Source organism: Sorangium sp. So ce406 (genome assembly GCF_051474675.1).
GTDB classification, from domain to species: Bacteria; Myxococcota_A; Polyangia; order Polyangiales; family Polyangiaceae; genus Sorangium; species Sorangium cellulosum_G.
Genome location: NZ_CP150340.1, coordinates 8,180,089 through 8,196,638 on the forward strand (window position 1 = coordinate 8,180,089; position 16,550 = coordinate 8,196,638).

The window sequence follows — 16,550 nt, forward strand, 5'->3', positions numbered from 1 at the left end:
ATCCGCGCGAGCGCTCGTGACGACAAGCTCGCTGAGCCCTCGGCGTCGCGATCGTCAGCGACGCATACCAGCGTCGCGTCGCGGCGCTCGCAGTGCGTCACCCCTCATCGTATCTGGCACGTGGGCTCAACAAACGCCATGGGCGCGGGTCGAGGCGCTGGCGGCTGGGGAAGAGCGCCGCGCGCAGAACGGCGAGCCGGCCTGACTTGACGCGCGCCAGCGCGCGACGCTGCCCGCGATCGATATCCGCCTTTTCGAGATCGGGAACCAGCGTGGAGAGACGAGCTCGTCTTCCGCGTCGCCGGGATGCTCAGCGTCGCTTCGACGGCGAAGATCCAACCACGCGCGTCGATCCCGGCGATCCTGGCCAGCGCGGCGCTTCGCGTCGGCAGGAGCGGGGCCCGCGAGGCAGCGGCGCGAGGAGCTCTCGTCGAGGCTAGTTGCCCGCCGTGTGGGCGATCGCGAAGATGAGGTTCCGCTCGAGCCGGATCCCCTGCGGCGTGCGCCACGCCTCCAGCTCCTTCGCCAGCCGATCGCGCACCTCGCGCCGCTCGTCGGGGCTCAGGTGCGAGAGGTGGTTGCCGAACGACCCGGATTGGCTCTGCTTCAGGATCTCGTCCACATCGGCGGCGTGGTCGACGAACGTGCGGATCTCCACCGTGTCCACGATGAACCCGGCGCGCCGGAGCAGCGTCTGGACCTCGTCGACCGTCACCTTGTGGTTGTAGGGCGCGGCGCCAGGCGCCTCCTTGCCGAGCTCGGCCAGGATCTTGCGCTGGACCGGCTCGATCTGGTGCGGCCGCTCGCGCGCCTGGGTGTTGAACCCGAGCTTGCCGCCCGGCTTCAGCACGCGCGCCGCCTCGCCCAGGGCGCGCTGCTTCTGGAGCGCATCGAGCCAGTGAAGGACGCTGTTCAGGTACACGACGTCGAAGCTCCGCGCGGAGAAGGCGGACAGGTCCTCGGCGTGGCCGACCGCGGTCGTGAGGTTGTCGCGGACCTTCTTCCGGGCGATGTCGACGCGCAAGGGCAGAGGATCGATGGCCACCACGCTGCCCTCGGCGCCGACGATCTCCGCCACGTGCGCCGCGAGCCGGCCGGTGCCCGCGCCGACGTCGAGCACGCGCTGGCCGCGCCGCACGTCCAGCGCTTCGATGAGGAGCTTGCCGTGGTTGAACTGCCGGTCGCTGCCGTGCTCATAGGCCTGGGCGAGCTCCGGGGTGTCGAGCGCGAGGCTGATGGTCGTCATGCGGGCCGTCCGAGCAGGGGCCGTGCCGCGCCGGAACGCCGGGGACAGGCCGCGCCGCTGCGCGCGGCGGCCGCGCGCAGCCCGCGGCCGCTGCTGCCAGGCCAGCAGCGCTGCTGTCCCGCTGCTGCTCCGCGCCCACGGTGGGCGCCCCGGACGGTCGTAAGCCGCGGGTCAGAAATCCTCGTGGGTGGAGTCAGGCCCTGCAGCGGGAGAGCGCGTAGCGGAGCGCGTTCTGGAGCAGCCCGAAGGTCAGGAACGCCCCCTCCGCGCTGCCGATCTCGGTCATGGTCCGCGCGATCGCCGGCGAGATCCCGGAGACGAGGCACTGGCTGCCGAGGAGGCTCGCCGCGCGCACCACGGCGAGCAGGTGCGACACGGTCGCGGCGTCCACCGCGCTGACGCCGGTCAGGTCCAGGATCGCGAAGCGCGCCTGTGTCCGGACTATCTCGGGGAGCAGCCGCTCCATGATCTGCGACGCCCGCGCGGTCTCCACCGTGCCGATGACCGGCAGCACGAGCACGCCCTCCCACGCCTGGATGATCGGCGTGGACATCTCGAGCATCGTCTCCTGCTGCTGCCGCAGCAGCGCCTCGGCGCGCTCGCGCTCGGCGTTCTCCTCCGCGAGCTGCAGGTTCTTCCGCTGGAGCTCCTCGGCGTCGCTCTCCCGGCGCTGGAGCGCCTTCCGGAGCTCGGATTCCAGCCGCCTGGGCTCGGTGATGTCCCTGACCGTCACCGAGACGCCGTCGTCGAGCGGGACGATCTGGTATTGCAGCCACTGGCTCTTGCCCCCGGGCAGCGCGCTCTCCGCCTCCTCGAGGAGCCGCTCGCGCGTCCGGAAGACGCGCTCGTATTTGTCGAAGAGCCCGAGCTCGCGAACCCTGGGAAAGACCTCTGCGATCCGCCGGCCGATGATCTCCTCGCGCGGCCTCGAGGTCACCTGGCTCACCAGCAGGTTGGCCTCGGTGAACACGAAATCAACGGTCTCCCCTGGCTCGTCGACCGTGCGACGCAGCACGCAGAACCCGTCGAGGCTCCCGTCGATCGCCGCCCGGAACCGCGACTCGGCCGCGACCAGCGCCTCCTGGGCGCGTCTGCGCTCGGTGATGTTGCGCGCGACGAAATAGACGAGCTCAGCGTCCGGATAGATTGCCGAGTTCCACTCGATCCACAGATACGAGCCGTCACGGCATAGATATCGGTTCACGAACGTCGCGGTGCCCTCGCCGGCCACGAGCTGCGCCGCCTCGGCCGTGGTGCGCTCGCGATCTTCGGGATGAACGAAGTCGAGGAAGGGCCTGGCCATGAGCTCTTCGCGCGAGAAGCCGAGTGTCTGCTCCCACGCCCGGCCGATGCGCTTGAAGTATCCGTCGAATCCGGCGATCCCCACCAGGTCGACAGAGAGCTCGAAGAAGCGGTCGAGGTCGTCGCTCCGAGAGGCTTCAGGCATGATGAAGAGCATGGCTATCACCTCCGCCGCGGGCCGTCGACCCCCCCCTCGGCCAGGCGCCCCGCAGCGCGCCGCGCGACGCGAAGCACACCACATCAGACCACGAGGTCATGGCGAGTGCGCGTGCCGCCTCGCATCCGCGGCTGTCGCTCGCGCGCAGCGCTGCTCCCGGGCGAGCAGCGCTGCTGCCCCGGTGTTGCGCCACGGCCAGCGCGGCCCTCCCGGCGCTGCGCCCCGGCCGGCGTCGGGCAGGCGCGCCGCCGGCACAGGCCGTGCACGCGTCCTGCGCCACCGCGCGGTGATCCCGCGCGCGCGTGCTGCATTGCACGCTGCCCCACATCACGCCGGCGTCCCTCGTCGCCTCACCGGGCCGCGTCGGCCGCGGCCCGGCGGCCCGCCGGAGCTCTCATGATCTCTCGGACGGAAGGATGACCCCATGGAGAAGAGACGGATCGGTTCGCTCGAGGTGTCGGTCGTCGGTATCGGCTGCAACAACTTCGGTGGCCGCATCGACGAGCAGCGGACCGCGGCGGTGGTCGACGCGGCGCTCGACGCGGGCATCAACTTCTTCGACACGGCCGACGTCTACGGCGGTACGCGCAGCGAAGAGCTGCTCGGAAGGGCGCTCGGCGGCCGGCGCGGCCAGGTGATCATCGCGACCAAGTTCGGTGTCCCGCTCGACGACCAGCGCAAGGGCGGCGCGAAGCCGGCGTACATCCAGCGCGCCGTGGAGGACAGCCTGCGGCGGCTCGGCACCGACTGGATCGACCTCTACCAGCTCCACCGCCCCGATCCCGAGACGCCGATCGGCGACACGCTGGAGGCGCTCGACGCGCTGGTCCGCGCCGGCAAGGTGCGGGAGATCGGCAGCTCCAACTTCTCGGCCTCCCAGCTCCGCGGCGCCGAGGAGGCCACCCGCGCGGGGGCGGCGCGCTTCGTGAGCGTCCAGAACGAGTACAGCCTGCTCCAGCGCGAGCCCGAGCGGGAGGTGCTGGCCACGAGCGAGCGCCTCGGCCTCGCCTTCCTGCCGTATTTCCCGCTCGCGAGCGGGCTGCTCTCCGGGAAGTACCTCCCCGACCAGCCCGCCCCCGCCGGCGCCCGGCTCTCGGCGCCCGAGGCGCCGCTGACCGCGCGCTTCCTCACCGATCAGAACCGCGGCGCCGCCGCCGCGCTCGCCGCGTTCGCGTCGTCCCGCGGCCGCACCCTGCTGGAGCTCGCCTTCTCGTGGCTCGCCGCGCGGCCGGCGGTGGCCTCCGTCATCGCGGGCGCGACGTCGCCCGAGCAGGTGCGCGCGAACGCCGCGGCCGTGGGCTGGCGGCTGACCGCGGACGAGCTCCAGGAGATCGACCGCCTCGCCCCGCCGCCGGCCCGATGAGGCGCTGCCCGGGCGGCGCGTCGCTGCGCCGGCGGCGATCCGCGACGGAGGCCGCCGCGCCCCCCCGCCGCCAGCGCGGCGCTACGACGCCTTGGCGCCCTGGTAGTTGTCCGGGTTCCCCGGCCCCTCGAGGTACTCGTCGTACGTGCCGTTGAAGAGCTGCGGACCCCGGGGCGACAGCTCGAGCACGCGGGTGCCGAGCTTGCCCACGAAGTGCCGGTCGTGGCTCGTGACGATGACCGTCCCCTTGTAGTCGATGAGCGCCTGGAGGAGCGCGTCGATGCTCTCCACGTCGAGGTGGTTCGTCGGCTCGTCGAGCACCACGACGTTGTTCTTCACCAGGATGAGCTTCGCGAGGAACAGGCGCGCCGCCTCGCCGCCGGAGAGGTTCTCCGTCTTCTTGAGCCCGGCCTCGCCGCTGAAGAGCAGCTTGCCGAGCACCGAGCGGACGTGCTCCTTCGGCGCGCTCGGGTCGAAGCGGTACAGCCAGTCGTAGGCCGTGTACCCGGGCTCGATCGCCTCGTGGTGGTCCTGCGCGAAGTAGCCCACGTTCGTGTCGTGGCCCCACGTGACCTTGCCGGCGTCGGGCGTGAGCTCGCCGACGAGGAGCTTGAGCAGCGTCGACTTGCCGATGCCGCTCGGCCCGATCACCGCGAGCTTGTCGCCGCGGTTCAGGTTGAAGTCGAGCTTCTGGATCACGCGCAGGTCGCCGAAGCTCTTGGCGAGGCCCTCGGCGCGCAGCACGTCGCGGCCGGAGGGCTTCTCGATCTCGAACTTGATGTACGGCCGGACGACGCTGGAGCGCCGCACCTGGATGCCGGCCTCGAGCTTCTCGATCTCCTTCACGCGCGACTGGGCCTGGCTCGACCGGCTCGCGCTCGCGCCGAAGCGGGCCACGAAGTCCTTGAGCTCGGCGATCTTCTTCTTCTTCTGCGCCGCGTCGGCGTCCGACTGGCGCTTGCCCGTCGTCTTCTGCTCGATGAAGTCGTCGTAGTCGCCCGTGTAGAGCGTGACCGTCTGGTAGTCGACGTCGGCCACGTGGGTCGCGATCGCGTTCATGAAGTGCCGGTCGTGGCTCACGACGAGCAGCGTCCCGCGGAAGGTGTCGGTGAGGTACGACTCGAGCCAGCGGATCGAGTCGAGATCCAGGTGGTTGGTCGGCTCGTCGAGGAGCAGGACGTCGGCGCCCGCGAAGAGCGTCTGGGCGATGAGGACGCGGAGCTTGTACCCGCCCGCCAGCGTGCTCACCGTGCTCGTGTGCCGGGCGGTCGCGATCCCGAGCCCCTCGAGGATCTCGGCCGCGCGCGACTCGGCGGTGTAGCCGTCCTCCTCGCCGATCGTGCCCTCGAGCTCGGCCAGCCGCATGCCGACCTCGTCGGTCATCTCGACCTCGTACAGCCGGTCGCGCTCTTGCATCGCGTCCCAGAGGGCCTTGTTGCCCATCAGGACCGTGTCGAGGATGCGGCACGACTCGTAGGCGAAATGGTCCTGCTTGAGGACCCCGACCCGGAGCTGCCTCGGGATCTCGACGGAGCCCTGATCCGACTCCTCCTCGCCGGAGATGACCTTGAGGAGCGTCGACTTCCCCGCGCCGTTCGCGCCGACGAGCACGTATCGCTTGCCGGGGTCGAAGCGCATCGAGACGTTCTCGAAGAGAATTTTTGGACCGTACCGCTTGGTGAGCTTTTCGAGCGTGATCATCTCAGCGGCGCGGGGCGTAGCACGTGTGCGCCTGCGGTTCCGGTGAATTCCTGCGGACGCGCGCCCGCGGCCCGCAGGCGATGCCGGATGTCGTGCGCGCTGGCTAGGACGAGCGCCGCGCGGGCGACCCCCCCGCCCGCGGCCGCGGGCCGCCCCGCGCCCTGGACGGCGGCGAGGCGCCGTCGGCCGGGGTCACGGCGCCGGGGGTGAGGCCCGTCCACCGCTTGAACGCGCGGTGGAAGGCGCTGGGGCTCGAATAGCCGAGCTCATGGGACACCTCCTTGAGCTGGGCGCTCCCCAGCGCCTGCCGCGCCCGCTCCAGCCGCAGCTCCTGCAGGAGCTCCCGGTGGCTGACGCCCACCGCGGCGAGGCGCCGCTGCAGCGTCCGCGCGCTCATCCCGAAGCTCTCGCCGACGCGCACCAGGCTGGGGTCGCCCGCATCGAGCGCCAGCGCCAAGGCGTGCCGGAAGGCCGCCATGAACTCATCGTCGTGCGAGACCGTGCCGCGGAGGTCCAGGCGGGAGAGCGCCGCCTCGGCCTGCGCGATGAGGATGCTCCGGAGCGCCGGGTCGTGGCTGGCGATCGGCGCCCGGACGATCTCGCGCTCGAAGACGAGCTCGTCGAAGGCGCCCCCGAACCGCACCGGGACGCCCAGGACCTCCTCGTACGCGCTCGCCGTGGCCGAGGGCGCGTGCGCGAACTGGATCAGGCGCGGCGCGAACGCCGGCCCGAACATCGTCCGGGAGCGCTCGACGATCAGCCCGAGCAGCAGCTCCGACAGCGAGGGCAGGCCGCCGGGCGCGGCGTGACGGAACCGGAAGGTCTGCCGATCCGCCTCGGTCCAGACGCGCCCGGCGTCCGCGAGCAGCGGGAGGTACCGCGTCAGCTGCTCGAACGCCTCGGCCCCGGTCGTGCTGGTCTGCGCCAGGTAGTCGAGGATGTCGAGGCTGCCCGGCGGGAGCTTCCGGGCAGCGCGGAGGCTCAGGAGAGGACCTGCCGCCCGATCCGTCAGCCCGCTCCAGGCGCGGCGGACCACGGCGATCGGGACGCGGGCGCCCCGCTTCGCCAGGAGATCGCCGGGGACCGCCATCACGCGCCGGACATCATCCACCTCGAGCCCATCTCTCGCCGCGGCCGTCGCCAGGACGCGCAAGAACTCCGTCGATCCCGAACCGTAAGCTGGCACGATGGCGCATTATGGGAACGTGTCGCGAAATGTAAATCTGTGGCGCCCTCCACGCGATGACTGGGTAGCTACGATGGGGCCTGCGAGCCGGGGACACATCGATCGACCCCCTCGGCCGCACTCGCCATGACCAGCTTCGACCTTATCTCACGATTCGCTCCATCAGCCCTCCCCGGCGCGGCGTCTCGCCAGCGCCGCGCAGGCCCGTTCGCGACCGCGGCCCTGGCCGCCCTGGCCCTGACGACCTTCGGGTGTGACGCCGCGACCATCCCCTCGGACGGCGGGCGAGATGCGATGGATGCACTCACCAGCTCCGCGCGGAGCGACCTCTCCGCCGGGACGGCAGTGTCCGGCGCGTCGACCTCGCTCCCTGCCGCGGCAGCGCCAGGCGCAGCCCCGGTGAGCGGATTCGCGGATCTGCACTTCCACATGATGTCCGAGCAGGCCTTCGGCGGCGGATGGCTGCACGGCAAGCACGACGGCGCCCTGGATGACTGCGACGGCGGCATCCCCGGGAGCGACCACGCGCGCCTCCGACAGAACCTCAGCGAGCTGCTCGACAGGTGCCCGCAATCAACCATGCTGGATCTTGCCAGCAACGGTGCGCTCTCGGCGCTCGTCGGCCTCGGGGGCGGCGTCGTCGGCTCCGAGGCGATGGGCAAGATCGAGGGGACGGAGGGCGACACCGGGCTGCACCTGGGCCGGCGCGAGCTCGGCGACGGGTGGCCGCGCTGGGACACCATCGCTCACCAGCAGGGCCATGTCGACTGGCTGCGCAGCGCGCACGAGGGCGGACTCAACCTCATCGTCATGTCGGCGGTGAGCTTCGACTGGCTCTGCTCCATCCTGCCGGAGCAGAACCGCGAGCGGCCGTGCGACGAGATGGCGGACGTCGACCTCCAGATCCAGATGACCCACGCGCTGGTCGCGCGAAACGCCGGCTGGATGGAGATCGCGCTCTCGCCCGCGCACGCCCGCCAGATCATCGGCGCGGGCAAGCTGGCGATCGTGCTGTCCATCGAGGCGAGCCACCTGTTCGGCCGCGACGTCGACGCGCCCAGGATGCGCGCGCAGCTCGACAGGTACCACGCCCTGGGGGTCCGGACGCTGCAGCCGGTGCACCAGGTCGACAACCGCTTTGGCGGGGCGGCGCTGCACAACCCGATCCTCCAGTTCGCCCAGTACACCGAGACCTGCTTCATCGACACCGACTGTGACGCCACCCTGGCGGGGGTCACCCTCGGCATGGATGTCGATTCGAGCTGCAACAACATGCGCGGGCTCACCCCGCTCGGCGAGCAGCTCGTCGGCGAGATGATGGACCGGGGCATGCTGATCGACGTCGCCCACCTGGCCGAGCGGGGCGTCGATCGGGTCTTCGAGCTGGCGCGGGCGCGCAGCTACTATCCGATCTACATCTCTCACGGGCACTTCCGCGAGATCATGGGCCCGAGCGTGGCAGAGACCGAGAAGTCCACGCCCGCGCGCATCATCCGCATGCTCCGGCAGACCGGCGGCATCTTCGGCCTGCGCACCGCGCACGACGAGACCAGGCAGTACACCCGCAGCGCGGTCGAGAACACCTGCCAGGGCTCGTCGCGCTCGTTCGCCCAGGCCTACGACTACGGCCGGCTCGGCCTCAAGGTCCCGATGGCGTTCGGCGCCGATCTCAACGGCTTCATCCAGCAGACCCGCCCGCGCTTCGGCGAGGACGGCGCCTGTTCGGCGGCGTTCAGGGCAGAGGCCGATTGCCAGGCGCGCGACGAGCGCGAGCACGGGCCTGGCCCCCTGGGCACCGAGTTCGACGAGAAGGGCCTGGCGCACATGGGGATGCTCCCGGATCTGCTCGCCGATCTCGACCGCCTGGGCGTGGACACGTCGGCCCTGAGATCCTCGGCCGAGTCGTTCCTCCGGATGTGGGAGCGCGCCGCGGGCCCGCGCGCCGGCATGGCCGACCCCGCCGCCGACATGGACGCGAGCGGGGTCGCGCCCTTCGTCACCGCCGAGGAGCGCGAGCTCGCCTATCCGACGAAGTGCGGCGCCGCCTACTGCCCTGGCTTCCAGGAGCTGGGGGGCGACTGCAGGTTCAACGAGGAGTGCGAGAGCGGCCAGTGCACCGCCGTCGCCTGCAACGCGATCCCGGGCCGCTGCGTCTGCAACGACGACGCCGATTGCGATGGCAGCCTGTACTGCGCGCTCAAGACGCCGGGGGTCGGGGGCGACAACGAGTGCGTGCCGGACAAGGGCGATCATGCGACCTGCACGCGAGACGGCCAGTGCGCGTCGGGCCGCTGCGGCGGCCTCGTGGCCGGCGCGGGCTGGTGCTACACGCCCGGGTCGAAGGCGATCGGCCAGGGGTGCCGGCTGAACGAGGAGTGCCCCAGCAACCGCTGCGGCGACCTCACCCAGACCTGCCTCTGCCGGTACGACTCGCACTGCGGCGCGAACCAGTTCTGCGGCTGGGGAACCAACGAAGGCGAGTGCGTCAACAAGCGCGGCCGAGGCGCGGCGTGCACGAAGGACAACCAGTGCCAGTCCGGGAACTGCAGGTTCCTCTTCTGCCGCTGACCTCCCCGGCCCACCATGAGCTCACCGCAGAACGGCCGTCGCCCGGCGGCGGCCCGGTGACCCGAACGAGCTGAACTTTCCGGGGAATATCGCCTGTCGCGAGCAGGCGAGCTCTCCCCGCCACACACGCGAACACCCTTCTTCTCAGCAGGGGTGGAGAGTCCACCCCTGCTCACGAAGCGACACGACGAGGAGACATGCGACATCACCGTTCCATCTCGAGATCGACCCTCTGGACACTCCTGCCGCTCCTGGCTGCCTGCGCCGTCCCTGGCGTCGAGGACGACCCGGCGGGCGACGGCGCGACGGAGCCCGAGCTCGGCGAAGCCCAGCAGGAGATCGGCAACAACCCGCGCGAGGAAGGCGTCAACCAGGTCATCTACAACTCGGCCGACATCTCCGCGACGCCCGAGGAGCAGGACGAGCTCGGCGACTGGTCGAGCTTCGAATACCGCAACACCGGCACGTTCAAGTGCACGTACCGGGAGATCAACGAGGTCGACAACACCAGCGAGATCGTCGCGTACAGCCCGAACGCCGGCGTCCTGTTCCCGGGCGCCATCGTCCAGGGGGACAGCATCGAGGGCGGCATCCTGGAGCTCGTGGGGCTGCCCCGCTCCGGCGGGACGGTCTCCGTCGAGAACATCGAGCTCGGGGCCGCGAGCCGGTCCCACGCCGTCAGCGTCTACAACTCGGGCAACGTCGCGAGCGCCGTCGCGCAGGTGTTCCAGGCCGCCGGCGCCAGCAACATCCACACCGCCGCGTCGATCGAATACAAGCGAGAGGACGTCCGCAAGCTCGACGAGACCCTCCTCGACCTGGGCGTCAGCGCCGAGTGGGCGAAGGCCAAGCTGAAGCTCGACGTCTCGTCGGCCGAGTCGCACAAGCGCACCGACCTGTTCGTGTACTTCCGTCAGAACTACTACACCGTCGCGGTGCAGGACTGGGTCGGGCCGAACAAGGCGCTCGCGTTCGACAGCAGCGTGCAGCCGGAGGAGGCGGCGCTCGTCATGTCGCCGCGCAACCCGCCGACGTACATCAAGAACGTGACGTACGGCCGCATGCTGATCATGCGCATGACGACGGATCTGGACGAGAGCACGCTCAAGCTGGCGCTCGACGCGCAGTTCCAGCAGAACGGCGGGACGTTCGGCGCGAACCTGTCGCTCACGCAGAAGCACCAGCTCGAGCAGACCCAGTTCCAGGTGGTCGCGATCGGCGGCAATCCGACGCTCGCGACGTCCGTCATGACGCAGGGCCCCGCCGCGCTCGAGGCCTACCTGAACCAGGGCGCTCAGTTCTCCCCGACGAACCCGGGCCTTCCGCTCTCGTACACGGTCGCCCACCTCGCCACGGACAACGTCCTCCAGCTCTCGAACGCCAGCCGCTACACGGTGCCCGACTGCCACCTCTCGGCCGACAAGCTGCGCGTCACGCTCGAGCGGATCGACATCGTGCGCGACGGCGACAACATCGGCAAGGGCGACTTCAAGTTCGGGTTCGGCGTATCGACGAGCGAGGGGTCCGGCTCGCTGAACACGACCAACGACGAGTACAAGCGGGCCAACGGCGACAGGATCGACGTGAACCGCTTCGCGGACATCCTCGTGGACCAGCGCGAGGGCAACTGCTTCAACGTGCGCATCAAGGTCAACGAGTACAACGACGGGTTCAGCAGCGTCCACACCTCGCTCTTCCCCCACGATCCGGAGCTCCGCTATTGCTACAGCGCGGGCAGGAACGTCTGGGAGCTGGATCGCAGCCTCCCGAAGGAAGGCGACACGAACATCCTCGAGATGGCGTCCGGCCCCGTCGCGGTCAAGGCGCGCTTCAACATCTCGCGCGTGAACGAGTGCGCGAGCGGCCTGGTCTCGGACGGCACGCTGTGCGTCGTCCCCTCCGCGTTCGCCATCAACAAGGACTCGGACAGCGACGTGACGGCCTGCTACGGCAATCCGATCATGGTGGACGCGCGCAACCTGTACGCGACGTCGAGCCACGTGCGGCGCGCGCAGGACCACTTCTTCGTCGAGGTGTTCCGGACCGACGCGGGCATGTCGACGTGGTACGACGGCGCGCAGCAGTGGATCACGATGGGCCAGGAGCCCGCGTACGTGATCGAGAACCGCTTCGACGTCGCGTCGTTCCTGAGCGCCAACGGGCAGACGCTCCAGCCGAACAACTACTACAGCGTGAAGCTCGCCTCCGACCCCTGGGTCGAGACGCGCAAGCGGCTCTTCGTCCGGCCGACGCAGAGCTCGTTCACCATCAACGACAGCGCGGCCACGACCGTCAACGTGGCGCACGACGCCGAGATCCTCCTGAACGGCGCGAGCTCGTGCACGACGGGCAGCGCCTACACGCTGACCGTGCAAGGCCCCGGGGGCGCCCTGGCGCAGGGCGCGCTCAGCGCGGCCGAGGTCAAGAACATCGAGGCGCTCGACGTCCGCAGCTTCGCCAAGCAGCGCTCGGTGGAGCTCGTGCCGGGCAACACGTACTCCGTCCGGCTCGCGGTCAGCAACGGCAGCTCCCAGACGAAGAGCGTCGCCATCGCGGCCTGCCCGTCCTACACCAAGTGGAACGGAGAGGAGTGCGTGACCGCCATGTCCACGTCGGTCTGGGACGCCGACAACGACAACTGCCTGGTGAGGACGGGCCCCGGGGCCGTGGGCATCACGAGCTGCGTGGGTCGCCCGCCGTCCTTCGAGATGCTCCCCTTCGGCGACAACCTCGTGCGGCTCCAGTTCCAGGGCACGAGCGAGTGCCTCGCGACCTCGGATTTCCTGAATGCGCCCGCGGTGGCCCGGAGCTGCGACTACGGCCTGAAGGGGCTCTTCGAGGTGCTGCAGGTCGGTGGAGGCGCCGTTCAGCTCGTGAACGCCCACAGCGACGAGTGCGTGAGCTTCCCGGCGTCCGGCGCGCCCCTGCTCACGAGCTGCGCGAACACGGAGCCCACGCGCGTCAAGTTCGACTGGGAGCGCCCCGCGTCGCCCGTCGTGTCGAACTTCGCGCGCACGGCGACGGTCACGGCGCAGTCCACCTTCCCGGGTTACTCCACGGCCCGGATCAACGACGGCGACCTCAACACGGCCGTCGGCGGGGCGGTGAGCTGGGCCAACGCGGACACGGCGGCGCCGAACGGCGTCCTGCCGCAGTGGGTGGACATCAACTTCGGCGCGCCGAGGACGTTCAGCGAGGTCAGGGTGTACACGAGCGCCTCGCTGCCGATCCGGGACTATGATCTGCAATCCTGGAACGGGAGCGCCTGGCAGACCCTCGTCGCGGTCACCGGCAACACGCAGACGCTGAGGACCGACAACTTCCCCGCTGTCACGAGCGATCGCCTGCGCATCCTCTGCCGGCGAGGCCCGGACGCGCAGACCATCCATGCGCGGCTGAACGAGGTCGAGGTGTACTAGTCTCGAGGAGAGCGTCCACGGCGCGACGGCGGGCATGACGGGACGAGCTCACGGCCGCTCGCCGCTCGCGCAACGGGCGCCGCGCCGATAGTCGGCCAGGGCCTCGAGGTACGCGCCGGGACGGCTCCTCCGTCGGTCGCGAAGACGACCTCGTGCCCCGCGCCGGTGAGCGCCAGGTACGGCTGGCAATGCCAGAGTTGACGAGCGCCACCGAATCGCTCGCTTCGCCCGCCCGCACGAACACCTCGCCCTTCCGCAGGCTCTTCCCGTGGAACAGGGCCGCGAAGTCGTCGAAGCGCGGCGCCGGCCGGGGGTCGAGCGCCGCTATCCTGGTCCGCGCGCGAGAGCTGCGCCATGCGCGAGGAGCCTAGCGCGGAGTCGCCGGAGCTCGTCTTCCGAGCGGCGGATACGGCGGCCGGCTGGCGGGTCGTCGCGACGCGTCACAGGAGCGAGCCGCGCGGCGCTACCGCGTGGGGACGGTGGCGCCGCGGCGCGGCCCGCGGCGACCACGGTCCATCACACGCCGGGAATCACGCGAACGCGCGATGTGAGCCGCCGCGTCTTCTTCGTGGCGAGATTCGCGGCATCGCCCTCGAAGATCAACGTGGCGCCGAGCCCCACCCCGGAAGCGTTGCTGAAGAGGTCTCCGACGTTGCTCGTCCCGTCCTGCGGCTTCCTTTCGTTGTATGCCACGATCGGCGCGGCCCCCTCGAGCTCCGCGACCGCCTTACCCCCCGAGGGGTGAGCGAAGGTCGAGGTCACATCGATGCAGACGGTCGCCCCCTGGGACAGGGAAGCGGGCAGCGGGAACGATCTCCCCGCCAGGCGCTGCTTGAGGGCGCGAGCCGCCCGACGCCAGGCGAGATCGTCCGAGCTGCCCTTGAGCTGGACGCCGAGGAGGCCGCCCCTGGCATCGAGTCGCACTTCGAAGGTCACCGAGCCGTCGACCGGCGTGTTCGTCTGGCGCACGACGTCGAGGACGTCGCTGGCGAGGGCGGCGGCAAACGGCAGCGGTACCGCCTCGGGCGAGCGCGCCGGGGTTGATTGGTTCCTCGGCCCGAGCGCGCTCGGGGCGGCCGCAGCGGCCGATGGGCCGATCACGCCGGGGATGGACCACACGGGCGCGCCACCGAGGCCGGGCGCCTCCGCGGGCCTCGGCGCATCGGGCGGTTCGCCGTACTCGTCGGGCCCGGCGGGGCTGCGGGCATCGGCCTGCGCGGGAGGCGCGGCCGCGTCGTCCGGTGATGGCGTCCTCGGCTCGACCGGCCGCGAGCCTTCGCTCTCTGTCCGGCGACCCGGCCTCGACAGAGCGAGCGACGGCGCCCCGGGAGGGGCGGCCGGCGCCCTGGCGGCGGCGACGCGGGGCGCCGGCTCGGCGACGAGGAGGTCGACCGGCAGCTCGTCCCCAGGCAAGGGCCCCGGCGCGTCTGTCCGCGCCGCGCGAAGGGGTCGAGCGGTGTGTGCGAGAAGCGGAATCAGGATGTGCAGCGCGATCGCGAGCGAAGCGGGGCGATACCACCGGGCAGCGCCCTCTCGCAGCCTGGACGCATCGCCGCCACCGAGCCCGAAGCGCATGTCCTCGCTTACCCGATCGACCGGACAAGCGCAAGCGGGCGGCAGGTCCGCAGCGCCGAGCGCGGGCCCCATCCAGCGCGGCACACCCAGCGTGGTGTGGACAGGTTGACGCGAAGGAGCGGGCCCGTGCGATCAGAGGTCCTGCACCAAGACCCTTGCCCTGGATCCGGCGATACAGCGGGAGACGGAGCGACCTTCTTGAGCTGCAGCGATGCGTGTAGCTCGAAGTGCCCGCCGCCTGAATGGGGCGGTGCTAACGGTTGCAGCAGAGCACGTGCGTGTCACCGGGCGTGAGCTCGCCGCTCACAACCTTGGAGTCGGTGGAAGGCGCGCAGGTAGGCTCGTCCTTCACGAGGATAGACCGAATCGCACCGATCTGTCCGTCGATCGTGTCCGTGCAGAGCGGCTCATCCAGTCCGGAAATGAAGACGGCGCCGAGCTCTTCGGAGCAGTCGGCCTGATAATACACCGTGGTCTGCACGCGGCATTTGTCGCGGCTCGGCTCGCTACAGGAGCACGGGCTGCACGTGCGCGTGTCGTTGTAGAGGGGGATCTCCCGCCGCCTCCGGTAGGAGTCCCAGCATTCTCCGTTCGGCTGCGGGGGGTAACAGTAGAGGAACGACGTGGCGACAAAGTCCAAATCCGGCTCACACGCCCGGATGAATTCCATGTTGGTCCGCCGCAGCGCGGGCACCGGAGAGACGGGCTCGCAGTGACTCACCGGCGGCGGCTCGATCGTCACAAAAGCATAGGAATCGCCAGGAATGGGGTGGGTAAGAGGAAAGCATGTCCCATCCCAGCTGTTACCCGCATCGATCTTATCGACGAGGTCGCTACTGGAGCAACGGGACGAGGAGTGCAGGAGCACCCTCTGCGGTAGCACGCAGGAGGATGGGCTACACTCGCAGGGCTCGCATTCGACCGGCCCAGGCGTCCCCGCCCACCCTTCCCACAAGACCTTGCCATCGCATCGTGGAGCGTACTCCGGTGGGCCGCCGTAGAGCAGGATGAGCTGGCTCGGATCTGGATCTGGCAGGTCGTCGGGCGTCGGCGAAGAGCAGCCGATGAGCACACATGCGGCCAGCATGGAGGGGGCAACCCAGCGCATCGCGGCTGCTCCCCCACGGCCTTGGTCAATCGTCAGCATTGCCATGAATCACCTCCACCACGTCCGCGCTGGAGCAGCAGAACGTTCGGGTCTCGCCGCTCTCGATCGTGCCGTCCACCAGAGAGACGGTAGTTGTTGGCGAGCACGTGCCCGGCTCGTCTCGTGCGAGCACCACGCGCACGCCTGCCAGAGGCGAATCTGCAGGTGCGCCGTAGCAGATTTCCTCTTCTGTGCCGATTCCGTTGATCGAGATCAGCATGTCCGAGCAGCTCGCGTCGCTGAAGAGCATCACATCCGCCACGCAGTTTCCACCGACGGGGGCGCCGCACTCGCATGGCGTGCAGGCACGAGCATCTCTGATCTTCTGTTGAAACTCGAAGCGTGCGGAGAAGCCCGGCCGGCACGAGCCGTCGTCTTCGGGTGCGATACACACCAGCCCATCGAAGGAGGCAACGTACTCACCGGTCCACGGGCAAGCTCGTGCGAAGCGCCCGCTGAGGGGCGGCGGAGTGAGCTGCTTCGAGGGATCGCAACGGGGAGCCATCGCAGGTGGCTTGATGGTGACCGAGGCGAACGCGTCGCCAGGGACAAGGGGCGAGGGCTTGACGCAATGCCCCGGCGGGTCGGCTGCACCGGCGAGGTTGACCTTGACCCCTTCGTCAGCGCAGAGAGGCGCCTCGTGCGCCTCCACGCTGTCCGGCAGCACGCACGCGGCAGGGCTGCACGCGCACGTCCCGCATGCGTTCTGGTACTGAGGATCCATGCGCACATCGGCCCATCCCTCCCAGTAATCGAGCCGACCTCCCGGACAGACGGGAAAATCCGGAGTGTCGCCGACCCACAACAACACCGGGTTGTCATCGGTCCGGGGCGTGGGGATCTCGAGGTCCTCTCCGCAGCCGAGCAGCGCAGCCATGCTGAAGGC

At 70.1% G+C, this 16,550-nt stretch carries 10 protein-coding genes; 3 read left to right on the forward strand and 7 right to left on the reverse strand.

Translation table 11 applies throughout. The features are described from left to right. Positions 1–436 precede the first annotated feature (436 nt). Both WME96_RS30405 and WME96_RS30410 read right to left on the reverse strand, forming a co-directional pair. A complete protein-coding gene (locus tag WME96_RS30405; protein ID WP_437285089.1) occupies positions 437–1,246 on the reverse strand; it encodes a class I SAM-dependent methyltransferase in 810 nt (269 codons plus the stop codon). Positions 1,247–1,439: 193 nt separating this feature from the next. Beyond that, a complete protein-coding gene (locus tag WME96_RS30410) occupies positions 1,440–2,693 on the reverse strand; it encodes a PAS domain S-box protein (protein ID WP_437285090.1) in 1,254 nt (417 codons plus the stop codon). Positions 2,694–3,129: 436 nt separating this feature from the next. Between WME96_RS30410 and WME96_RS30415 the strand changes: the two genes are divergently transcribed. Beyond that, on the forward strand, positions 3,130–4,068 hold the full coding sequence (locus WME96_RS30415; RefSeq protein WP_437285091.1) for an aldo/keto reductase: 939 nt from the start codon (positions 3,130–3,132) through the stop codon (positions 4,066–4,068). A gap of 81 nt (positions 4,069–4,149) precedes the next feature. Here the strand turns inward: WME96_RS30415 and WME96_RS30420 are convergent, their stop codons facing one another. Further along, positions 4,150–5,769, reverse strand: a complete 1,620-nt coding sequence (locus WME96_RS30420; RefSeq protein ID WP_437285092.1) for an ABC-F family ATP-binding cassette domain-containing protein — start codon at positions 5,767–5,769, stop codon at positions 4,150–4,152. A gap of 103 nt (positions 5,770–5,872) precedes the next feature. Beyond that, entirely contained in the window at positions 5,873–6,955 is a 1,083-nt protein-coding gene (locus WME96_RS30425; protein WP_437285093.1) for an AraC family transcriptional regulator ligand-binding domain-containing protein, read from the reverse strand. A 126-nt stretch (positions 6,956–7,081) separates the two neighbouring features. On the opposite strand from WME96_RS30425, the gene WME96_RS30430 reads away from it, so the two are divergent. After that, on the forward strand, positions 7,082–9,523 hold the full coding sequence (locus tag WME96_RS30430; RefSeq protein ID WP_437285094.1) for a membrane dipeptidase: 2,442 nt from the start codon (positions 7,082–7,084) through the stop codon (positions 9,521–9,523). Positions 9,524–9,720: 197 nt separating this feature from the next. Further along, on the forward strand, positions 9,721–12,942 hold the full coding sequence (locus tag WME96_RS30435; protein WP_437285095.1) for a thiol-activated cytolysin family protein: 3,222 nt from the start codon (positions 9,721–9,723) through the stop codon (positions 12,940–12,942). Between the two features lie 516 nt (positions 12,943–13,458). On the opposite strand, the gene WME96_RS30440 is transcribed toward WME96_RS30435, so the two are convergent. From WME96_RS30440 to WME96_RS30450, 3 genes are all read right to left on the reverse strand, one after another. Beyond that, positions 13,459–14,355, reverse strand: coding sequence for a hypothetical protein (locus tag WME96_RS30440; RefSeq protein WP_437285096.1), 897 nt, complete (start codon positions 14,353–14,355; stop codon positions 13,459–13,461). A gap of 415 nt (positions 14,356–14,770) precedes the next feature. Next, positions 14,771–15,670 carry a hypothetical protein gene (locus WME96_RS30445; protein WP_437285097.1) on the reverse strand — a complete coding sequence of 300 codons (900 nt, stop codon included), beginning with the start codon at positions 15,668–15,670 and terminating at the stop codon, positions 14,771–14,773. Then, a complete protein-coding gene (locus tag WME96_RS30450) occupies positions 15,651–16,541 on the reverse strand; it encodes a hypothetical protein (RefSeq protein WP_437285098.1) in 891 nt (296 codons plus the stop codon). Before WME96_RS30450 ends, WME96_RS30445 begins: the two co-directional genes overlap by 20 nt. Positions 16,542–16,550: the final 9 nt, after the last annotated feature.

Coding starts and splice junctions, on each gene's coding strand:
- WME96_RS30430 (WP_437285094.1), top strand. CDS start 7,082: ATGACCAGCTTCGACCTTATCTCACGATTCGCTCCATCAGCCCTCCCC.
- WME96_RS30420 (WP_437285092.1), bottom strand. CDS start 5,769: ATGATCACGCTCGAAAAGCTCACCAAGCGGTACGGTCCAAAAATTCTC.
- WME96_RS30415 (WP_437285091.1), top strand. CDS start 3,130: ATGGAGAAGAGACGGATCGGTTCGCTCGAGGTGTCGGTCGTCGGTATC.
- WME96_RS30405 (WP_437285089.1), bottom strand. CDS start 1,246: ATGACGACCATCAGCCTCGCGCTCGACACCCCGGAGCTCGCCCAGGCC.
- WME96_RS30435 (WP_437285095.1), top strand. CDS start 9,721: ATGCGACATCACCGTTCCATCTCGAGATCGACCCTCTGGACACTCCTG.
- WME96_RS30410 (WP_437285090.1), bottom strand. CDS start 2,693: ATGCCTGAAGCCTCTCGGAGCGACGACCTCGACCGCTTCTTCGAGCTC.
- WME96_RS30450 (WP_437285098.1), bottom strand. CDS start 16,541: ATGGCTGCGCTGCTCGGCTGCGGAGAGGACCTCGAGATCCCCACGCCC.
- WME96_RS30445 (WP_437285097.1), bottom strand. CDS start 15,670: ATGGCAATGCTGACGATTGACCAAGGCCGTGGGGGAGCAGCCGCGATG.